Annotated in this window: 7 protein-coding genes; 1 reads left to right on the forward strand and 6 read right to left on the reverse strand. The window is 61.2% G+C overall.

Annotated elements, in window-relative coordinates:
• Positions 1–12: 12 nt before the first annotated feature.
• The 4 genes from JOE09_RS05200 to JOE09_RS05215 all read right to left on the reverse strand — a co-directional run bounded on the left by JOE09_RS05200 (position 13) and on the right by JOE09_RS05215 (position 4249).
• Positions 13–1512: an aldehyde dehydrogenase family protein gene (locus JOE09_RS05200; protein WP_205064985.1), complete on the reverse strand. Its 1500-nt coding sequence runs from the start codon at positions 1510–1512 to the stop codon at positions 13–15.
• Positions 1509–1805 (reverse strand): putative quinol monooxygenase, encoded by a 297-nt coding sequence (locus JOE09_RS05205; RefSeq protein ID WP_205064986.1) that lies wholly within the window; start codon positions 1803–1805, stop codon positions 1509–1511. The genes JOE09_RS05200 and JOE09_RS05205 overlap by 4 nt, the downstream gene beginning before the upstream one ends.
• 21 nt (positions 1806–1826) lie before the next feature.
• On the reverse strand, positions 1827–2891 hold the full coding sequence (locus JOE09_RS05210; protein ID WP_205064987.1) for an alcohol dehydrogenase: 1065 nt from the start codon (positions 2889–2891) through the stop codon (positions 1827–1829).
• Positions 2892–3061: 170 nt separating this feature from the next.
• Entirely contained in the window at positions 3062–4249 is a 1188-nt protein-coding gene (locus JOE09_RS05215; RefSeq protein ID WP_205064988.1) for a substrate-binding domain-containing protein, read from the reverse strand.
• Positions 4250–4408: 159 nt separating this feature from the next.
• Between JOE09_RS05215 and JOE09_RS05220 the strand changes: the two genes are divergently transcribed.
• Positions 4409–4834: a MarR family winged helix-turn-helix transcriptional regulator gene (locus JOE09_RS05220; protein ID WP_205064989.1), complete on the forward strand. Its 426-nt coding sequence runs from the start codon at positions 4409–4411 to the stop codon at positions 4832–4834.
• 775 nt (positions 4835–5609) lie between these two features.
• On the opposite strand, the gene JOE09_RS05225 is transcribed toward JOE09_RS05220, so the two are convergent.
• Complete coding sequence (locus JOE09_RS05225; protein WP_239552921.1) at positions 5610–7367, reverse strand: ABC transporter ATP-binding protein; 1758 nt, start codon at positions 7365–7367, stop codon at positions 5610–5612.
• The gene (locus JOE09_RS05230) at positions 7360–9057 is read right to left on the reverse strand and encodes an ATP-binding cassette domain-containing protein (RefSeq protein ID WP_205065126.1); all 1698 of its coding nucleotides are present in this window, start codon (positions 9055–9057) and stop codon (positions 7360–7362) included. The genes JOE09_RS05225 and JOE09_RS05230 overlap by 8 nt, the downstream gene beginning before the upstream one ends.
• Positions 9058–9062: the final 5 nt, after the last annotated feature.

Genomic DNA, 9062 nt, shown 5'->3' on the forward strand with positions numbered 1-9062 from the left:
TTTCTCCTCCGCTTATAGCGCCACGCCGACCGAGCGCAGTTCGGTGTACAGTTCGATCGCTTCCCAGCCCATCTCACGCCCCCAGCCGGACTGTTTAAATCCGCCGAACGGCAGCGCCGGATCGACCACGTGGTGAGTGTTAATGCCGATAGTGCCCGCTTTCAGGCGCTTCGCCACCCGGTGCGCGCGGCCAATATCCCGGGTGAAAATGCTGGCGGCCAGGCCGTAGATGGATTGATTGGCCTGCAGCACCACGTCCTCTTCTTCAGCATCGGAGAAGCGGATCACGCACAGCACCGGGCCGAAAATCTCTTCCTGCACCACGCGCATGTCGTTGCGGGTGTGATCCAGAATCGTTGGCTCAACAAAGTATCCCGCCTCACCCCATGAACCGCCGCCGGTCAGCAGCGTGGCCCCTTCGGCCAGGCCGGACGCGATATAGTCGCAGACGCGCTGCTTCTGCTCTGCGGAAACCAGCGGCCCCATCTGCGTGCTTTTGTCCAGGCCCGGTCCCATTTTCAGGTCGCGGGCATAGCTCACCAGCCCCTCAAGCACCCGGTCGGCCACGTCGTTATGCAGATACAGCCGCGTGCCCGCCGTGCAGGTCTGCCCCATGTTGTAAAAAATACCGGAAGCGACGGCCGCCGTGGCTTTCTCAATGTCCGCATCGGCATAGACGATCATCGGCGATTTCCCGCCCAGCTCCAGCGACACCTTTTTAAGGTTGCCGCCCGCCGCCGCCAGGATCTTCTTGCCCACCTCGGTGGAGCCGGTGAAGGCCACTTTATCCACATCCGGGTGTTCGGCCAGCGCCGCCCCGGCCGTTTCGCCGTTGCCGGTGACCACGTTAAAGACACCCACCGGGAAGCCCGCCTCCTGCACCAGTTCGGCCAGCCTGAGCGCGGTAAGCGGCGTCTGTTCCGCCGGTTTCAGCACGATGGTGCAGCCCGCCGCCAGCGCCGGAGCCACTTTCCATACCGCCATCATCAGCGAGAAGTTCCACGGCACAATCTGGCCGCAGACGCCCACCGGCGTGCGCAGGGTGTAGGCATGGAACGGCGCACCCGAACTGAGCGGGATCGTCTGGCCGGTAATTTTGGTACTCCAGCCCGCCATATAGCGCAGCAGCTCGTAGCTGAATGCCACATCGCCCCAGCGCGCGTCGTTAAAGGGCTTGCCGTTATCCAGCGCTTCCAGTTCGGCCAGTTCGTCGGCGTGCTGTTCCAGCAGATCGCCCAGCCGCCACAGCAGCTTGCCGCGCGAAGACGGCGACATCTCCGCCCATTCACCCTCGTCAAACGCCCGGCGAGCGGCGCTGACCGCGCGCGCGATATCGGCCTGTTCACCCGCAGCCACCTGAGTGAACACGCGGCCGCTGGCCGGATCGATCACGTCAAGCGTGCCGCCCGCTGCGGCATCCTGCCATTCGCCATTGATAAAGAGTTGGTGCTTTTTCTTCACAAATTCTGCCGCCGCCGGGCTCAGGGCGGCGATGCTGTTTTCATAACTCATTTGGCTGACACCTCATTTGCAGTAACCAGAGTGACCTCACCCGCCAGAATCGGTCGGGCAATATCAAAAAAGCGCGACACGGCGGCGGAGCCGTTATGGCGATCCATCGCGGCGCGGTCGTCAAAGCGTTCATAGGTCGTGAACAGGCAGGCGTTATGGCTATCCTGCGAAATATAAAACCCCCGGGTGGTCGGCTCATGGGCTTTCACCCAGTCGGCCACTTCCAGCAGGGCATCAAGCATGACCCGCTCGTAGCCGGGCTTCACTTCTATCAGGGCGGTAATTGAAATCATGGTGCTCTCCGGCTTGATGGTTCAGGGATTCAGTACGATGCGGCCCAATGCCTTGCCACGGCGCAGATCGCTCAGCGCATCCGGCAGGCAGCAGAGCGGCCGCTGGTTAATCGGCAGTGGGGCAATACCGCCCTGCCGGACCAGGGCGATCAGCGCCTGCAATTCACTCAGGCTGCCGGTATAGCTGCCGATCAGCGACAGCGCTTTGAACGGCAGCAGCGGAATGCGTAGCGCGGTCTGGCCGCCGTGCAGCCCCACCAGCACCACGCGTGACCCTTTCGCCACCGCGCCGATAGCCATCTGTACCGTGGCGGGGCTACCGACGGTATCAATCACTCCGTGCAGGCGCTGCCCGGCAAGGGACTTCAGCGCCTGTTCAGCATCCTCACTATTGGCAGTGTTCAGCACCCGATCCGCGCCCAGCTTCAGCGCGGCTTCCAGCCGGTCGTCGGCGATATCACAGGCGATAATGGTTGAGAAGCCGAGTTTCCGCGCCAGGGAGACGGCGCTCAGTCCCAGCCCGCCAAGGCCCACGATCGCCAGAGCAGAACCGGATTTCATCGGCAGCAGTTGCTGGAGGGCGCTGTAAACGGTCAGGCCGGAACAGGCCAGCGTGCAGGCCCAGGCGGGATCGAGATCGCCGATATCAAGCAGATATCGGGCATCGGGGACGACCACGTGTTCGGCGTAGCCGCCGTGGCGAAAGATACCGAGCGAGCGCGGCTGCTCGCAGTGATTGTCGTGCCCGCCGGTGCAGGAAGGGCAGTTTCCGCAGCCGATCCAGGGATAGATCAATCTGCGCTGGCCGATCAGTGAACGGTGTTGTTCATTCCCCGTGGCCACCACTTCACCGACGATTTCATGGCCCATAACCAGCGGCATTGGCATGGTGCTGTCGGCAAAATCAATTTTTTCGCCGTTGCCCAAATCCTGATAACCATCCTGGATGTAGACATCGGAATGGCAGACGCCGGCATGGGTCACGCGGATCAGGATTTCATCGTTCTGTAGCGGCGGGAGCGGGTGTTCAACTCTGACCGGCTGCCCGCCGTACTGCTGTAGCTGATAGCTGTGCGTCAGCGCCATATCAGCCTCCGCTCTGCATCAGAACGGCACAACAACGGGTACAAACTGCGTGAAATAGCCATCTTGCTCTGCTTCTCCCCAGTAATGGTCAGCGCCGGGCAAATCGCCCCGCGGCCAGGAAGAATTAACCTAACAAGTTATATTTCACTTTTCAAATATAATATTGGTTACTAATTTTTCATCGTATCAGCCAGCTCGGCCACAACGGAGAACTGAACGCCTTCGGCTTTGGCGATATACATGGTGGGATGCGTCTGGCCTGAAACAATATGCTGTTTCCCCCGCACGCTGTGAAAGCTCAGCCCTTCAAATGCCGCACTCAGTGCAGTGAGGGAAAGGCTTCCGGCGCGCTCGGCCAGCGCGGCAAAAAAATGGATGGCGTCATAACAGGACTGGCTCAGCACGCCCTGAACCGGTGCAGACTGGCCATAGGCCGCACGGTAGCGATCCATAAAGGTGCGGTTGGCTTCGGTGGTCAGCGCGCTGAAGTAGCTGGCGGCGCAGTAGAGGTTGCGGGTATGGTCGTGCCCTATTCCCAGCAACGTATTTTCCTCAATCGACCCCGAAAGCCGGATCACCCGATCGGCGAGGCCCGCCTCTGAAAAGGCGCGATTAAACAGCACGCAGTCAGACCCGACCAGCGATTCAAATATCACATCAGCGCGGGATGCCCGGATGCGTTCGATCAGGGTGGAGATATCCAGCTGGCCGAGTTGCAGATAGTCTTCGCCGACCACCTGGCCGCCGCTGGATTCGATGTAACCGCGCACGCGTTGGTGCGTGGCGCGCGGCCAGATGTAGTCGTTGCCGACGATATGCCAGTTCTGTAGCCGGTGCTGCCGCATCATCCACGCGATCGCGGCGGGAAACTGCTGCTGCGGCGTATCGCCAATGGCAAACACCCCCGGCGTGTTCTCCCCGCCTTCATACAGCGGAGCAAAAACGTAGGGAATAATCCCGGCAAAGGCCTCGCGCAGCGCCACGCGCACGCTGGAGAGATGCACGCCGATCAGCGCATCGATGTGATGCGCCTGCACCTGTTCCCGGCACCTGTCGACGACCGACTGCGGATCGCCCCCGGCATCCACCGCAAACAATTCAATTTCACGCCCCAGCACCCGCCGCCCGCGATTGATCTCGGCGGCGGCCAGCACCGCGCTGTACTGGCACGACGGCCCCCAGATAGCATCGCTGCCGTGAAAAGGCACCAACAGCCCCAGCCGCAGCGGCCTGGATTTCCCCCTGTGTTTCTGCTGGCAGCGGCCGCGATCGGTGGAAAAACCGGAATATCCCCCCGCCTGGCGTTGTAAACCAAAGCGAGGAATCGCAGGTGACAGGTCATTCCGGGGCGTGAACATGGCGGTATTCTCTTCACGGCAAAAAGATAACCTAATGCAAAAAACGTGCTAATTCACAAATTATTAACAACTCTGTGATTCACTTCTCGCAGGATGACCGCGCAAAAGTGAAGTGCTAAAGTAGCGGTTATCCTCCCGCTGCTGAAGTGAAGCTGACCAATGTCCGACAGGCCGATTAATGAATACCTTGCCCATCTGCTGGTTCAGGCCAACCGTCGGGTCAACCGTGAGCTGTCGCTGGAAGGCATTACGCTTGAGCACTGGCGCGCCTTAAAAATCATTTCGGATCGCGACGGCGTGAGCATGCGCGAGCTTTCCGAGGAGCTGATGCAGAACTTCCCTACGCTGACCAAGATTATCGACAAGATGGTGCAGGAGGCGCTGGTTTACCGCCGCCCGGATGAGGTGGATCGCCGCAAGGTGAGGTTGTATATGTCGGATAAAGGTAGTGCGGTGCTGCAACAGCAGAATGGTCGTCTGAACGAGCATCAGACTAAGATTGAAGATGCGTACGGTAGTGAGGAGGCGCAGATGCTGAAGGAGATGCTGGAGCAGTTTCTTAAGGCCGCGCCGGAAGAGAAATGAAGTTTTATCGCGTCCAGTTCGGCTGAAGGCGTTGGGGTTGAATTAAGCCGCGTTTAGATTCTTGCTCGGTTGAAGGCGTTGGGGCTGGATATCGCTGCATGTTCGGAGCACGGTCTAAGCCATTGGGGCGCTGTAGTTATCGCTGCATGTTCGGAGAATGGTTGAAGGCGTTGGGGCGGCTTACTGCACCGGCGCGAGTATGTCCCTATAGCCTGACGCACGGCCATCCCTGGCCGTGAGTCTGCATCCAGCCGCCCCAACGCCTTCCCTTATTGACTTCTTCGTTGCTGTTATCAAAAGAATCAAACCGCGATTTAGATTAGATCCGAGTTCAATCTTCCGTCTTACCCAGCACACATTTGCAGAACCGACTTTCCACAGCCATCTCCGAAATCAAAGGGACGGGGGGAGACTGCGCTAAGCCGGGCGTAACGCGCCACGGACGGCGCGTTTCGAGGCACGCAGGGATGCGGGTTTTGCCGGTCCGGCGTGCGCAGTCTCCCCCCGGCCCTGACCACGATCGCCCGGGCGACCTTCGCACAGCCATCTCCGTTATCAAAGGGACGGGGGAAGACTGCGCTAATCCGGGCGTAACGCGCCACGGACGGCGCGTTCCGAGGCACGCAGGGATGCGGGTTTTGCCGCTCCGGCGTGCGCAGTCTCCCCCCGGCCCTGAGCCCGATCGCCCGGGCGACCTTCGCACAGCCATCACCGGTCTGGCCCCCGATCGCCCAACCAACCAGCCAACGATCCGATCAGCCGATCAGCCAGCCAGTTACACCACCGCTGCCCCCGGTCGCCAGCTCATCGCCTGCTGCTGCAACCCCCACATCTCCGCATACAGCCCGTCCGCCGCCATCAGCTGCTGATGATCCCCCTGCTCCACAATCCGCCCGTCATCCATCACCACAATCCGGTCGGCATAGCGCACCGAAGAGAGCTTATGGGCAATCACCAGCACCGTCTTCCCGGCGGTCAGCGACTGCATCGCCAGCTGGATATCGCGCTCGTTTTCCGGGTCCAGCGAGGCGCTGGCCTCATCCAGAATAATCAGCGGCGCATCCTTCAGCAGCGCGCGGGCAATCGACAGCCGCTGTAGCTCGCCGCCCGAAAGATGCACCCCACCCGCGCCCACCAACGTATCCATGCCGTCGGGCAAGCTGTCGATCAGCGGCAGCAGCCGCGCGGCTTCGCACACCCGCCGCAGCGCCTGGCTGTCCGCATCCGGCTGCGCCACCCGCAGGTTATTGGCGATGGTATCGTTCAGCACGTAGCTCTGCTGAAACACCACGCTGATATACGACTGCCAGTGGCTGGCGTCCATCTTCGCGGTATCAATCCGCTGCGAATCGCTGCCGACCCAGATAGTGCCGCCCTCCAGCGCCCAGAAGCGGGCAATCAGCGATGCCAGAGTTGATTTCCCCGATCCGGACGGCCCGACCAGCGCAGTCACCTGCTGCGCCTCAATGGTCAGATTCAGCCGCTCAAACAGAGCCGGTTTCTCAGGATAAGCAAAGCTGACGTTCTCCAGCCGGATGCGCAGCCGGTCGGGATCGCGCATCTCATTGCCCTGCGGCAGCACCGGCAGATCGAACACTTTGGCAATGCGCCCGGCGGCCAGGCCAAAGTAGTTCAGCTCGGCGAGGAACATTGAAATATTCAGCAGCGGACGGAAGAAGCGCACGGCGGCGATCAGGAACATCAGCACCTCGGCCATCGGCAGGGTCTGCCCCAGCCAGGCCCAGCTGACCGCCGCCAGCAGCACGATAAATCCGCACTCCACCAGCAGATTAAAGCTGTATACCGGCCAGGCGCTGGCCTTCTCGGCGGTCAGCGACTGCCGCCAGGTCGTCTCCAGCACCTTATCCAGTCGGCCAAACGCCTGCCCGGTCATCCGGCTGGCCTTCAGCTCTTTAATGCCGTCGATATACTCCATCAGCGCGTCGTTCAGGCGGAACATCAGCGCCTGCATCTGCGCCGTCCAGCGGCGCGCGTAGCGGCGGGTCAGCAGGAAAGCCGCCACGGCCAGCGGCAGGGTCGACAGCATCGCCAGCCCCATCCGCCAGTCCTTAAACAGCAGGCCCAGCGCGAAGAAGCACACTACGGAAACGCTGGCGATAAACGGCGCGTACAGATGGGTGAAGATCTTCTCGCTCATATCGATATCCTTCAGCAGCGTATTGTTCACGCTGCTCATATCGGTGCGATAAAAGAAGCCCATCGGCAGCCGCCGCAGATGCTCCCCCAGCGATTTGCGCAGCTGATATCCGGCGCGGAAGCCCATCAGCGACAGGTTGAAGTTCAGCACCCTTGCCAGCGCCACGCGTAGCAGCATCAACAGCAGGCAGCCCGCCGCCAGGGTAAACTGCCAGCGCAGATCTGGCGCGCCTGAAAGCATGTCGAGCAGGATGTAAAACAGCAGCGCGTAAGGCACCGAGGCGAGAAACGCATCCAGCACCGTCAGCAGCACCATTTTGCGCAGGCCGCTAAGCGCGTTGCCGACCTGTTTCATCAGCTTGAAAATATCATTCATGCACCACCTCCGGCTGCCGTACCGGCAGATGCCATTCGCGCGCCTGCTGGTGCGCCTGCCACATATGCAGATACAGCGGGCAGGCCGCCAGCAGTTCAGCGTGCGGCCCTTCCGCCACGTTCGTTCCCTGGGACATCACCACAATCTTATCGACCTCGGTCAGCGTGTTCAGCCGGTGGGCAATCACCAGTACCGTTTTGCCCCGCATCAGCGCCGACAGCGCCTGCTGGATCAGCGCCTCGTTGCGCGCATCGGAAAACGCCGTCGCTTCGTCGAGGATCAGGATCGGCGCGTTTCTGGCAATGGCGCGGGCGATCGCCAGCCGCTGCGCCTGCCCGCCGCTGAGCATGCCGGGCCGTATTGGAGTGTCATAGCCCTGCGGCAGGGCGCGGATAAAGTCATCGGCACAGGCCGCACGCGCCGCCGCCTGAACCTGCGACTCACTCAGTGCGGTGTTGCCCATGCGGATATTGTTCTCCACCGTTTCTTCAAAGATAAACACGTCCTGGAATACCACGCTGACCAGCGACATCAGCTGCTCCAGCGGCATCGCAGTAATCGGCACGTCGCCAATCAACACCTCACCACGCTGATATTCGTACAGCCGGGGGATAAGCTGTGCTGCGGTGGTTTTCCCCGCGCCGCTGGGGCCAACGATAGCGGTGATCTGATGCTGATGAGCGGTAAAACTGAGGTTTTCCAGCGTCGCTTTCTGACTATTGCCGTGGGTAAAACCGACCTGCTCGAAGCGGATATCGTAGTGCTTCAGCGTCGCCCACTGCCCGGCTTCCTGCTGCACGGGCATGGTGGCGAAGTCGCGAATGTTTTCCACCCCTTTCAGCAGCTCGCTGAACATTCCGGCAAACTGCAAAAGGTTAAACAGCGGCTCCATCAGCCCCACGCCCAGCAGCAGGAACATAAACAGCGTCGCCAGCGTCACCTCGCCCTGGGCAAACAGCCAGATCCCCACCGGCATCAGGCACAGCAGCCCGATGTCGATGCTGATTTTGAACAGCGCCATCGGCGTACGCGTGTCGCGCAGCCAGCCGCTGACCAGCTGATAGTGCTCATCCACCGCGCGGGCGTAGCGGCGATGGGAGTCCACCGTCATATTGAAGGTTTTTACCAGCGGCATGCTTTTCACAAAGTCGGTGATGCTGGTATGCAGATCCGCCACCACCCGGTGATAGTCGCCGATGCGCCCGCTGAAGCCGCGAAAGATCCAGCACTGCATCAGGATCGCCACCGGCAGCGGGATCAGCGCCACCAGCGCCAGCCGCCAGTCAAAGAAAAACAGCAGCAGCGCGGCGGCGGGCGGGGTGATAATCGCTGCCGCCATATCCGGCAGATGGTGGGCGACAAAGGTTTCGATGCGGCCGATATCGTCGGAAATAATCTTCTTCAGCCGGGCGGAAGTATGCTGATGACAGACGCTGAGCGGCAGCCTGCCAACCCGTTCGATCACCCGGCGGCGCAGGTCGAACAGCAGCCGGAAGGCCGCCTGATGCGACAGCAGGCCGGAGGTGAGCTGCAGGGCGATTTTCAGCGCCAGCGCCAGCGCCGCCAGCCCGACCCACTGCCACACCTGTCCGGCAGTGAGCGCGCGATCGCTGAGCATGCCGTCCACCAGCCGCCAGACCAGCACGTACGGTACCAGCGCCAGCAGCGAATAGCACACCGCCAGGCTCATCGACA

Source organism: Pantoea coffeiphila, assembly GCF_016909495.1.
GTDB classification, from domain to species: domain Bacteria; phylum Pseudomonadota; class Gammaproteobacteria; order Enterobacterales; family Enterobacteriaceae; genus Erwinia; species Erwinia coffeiphila.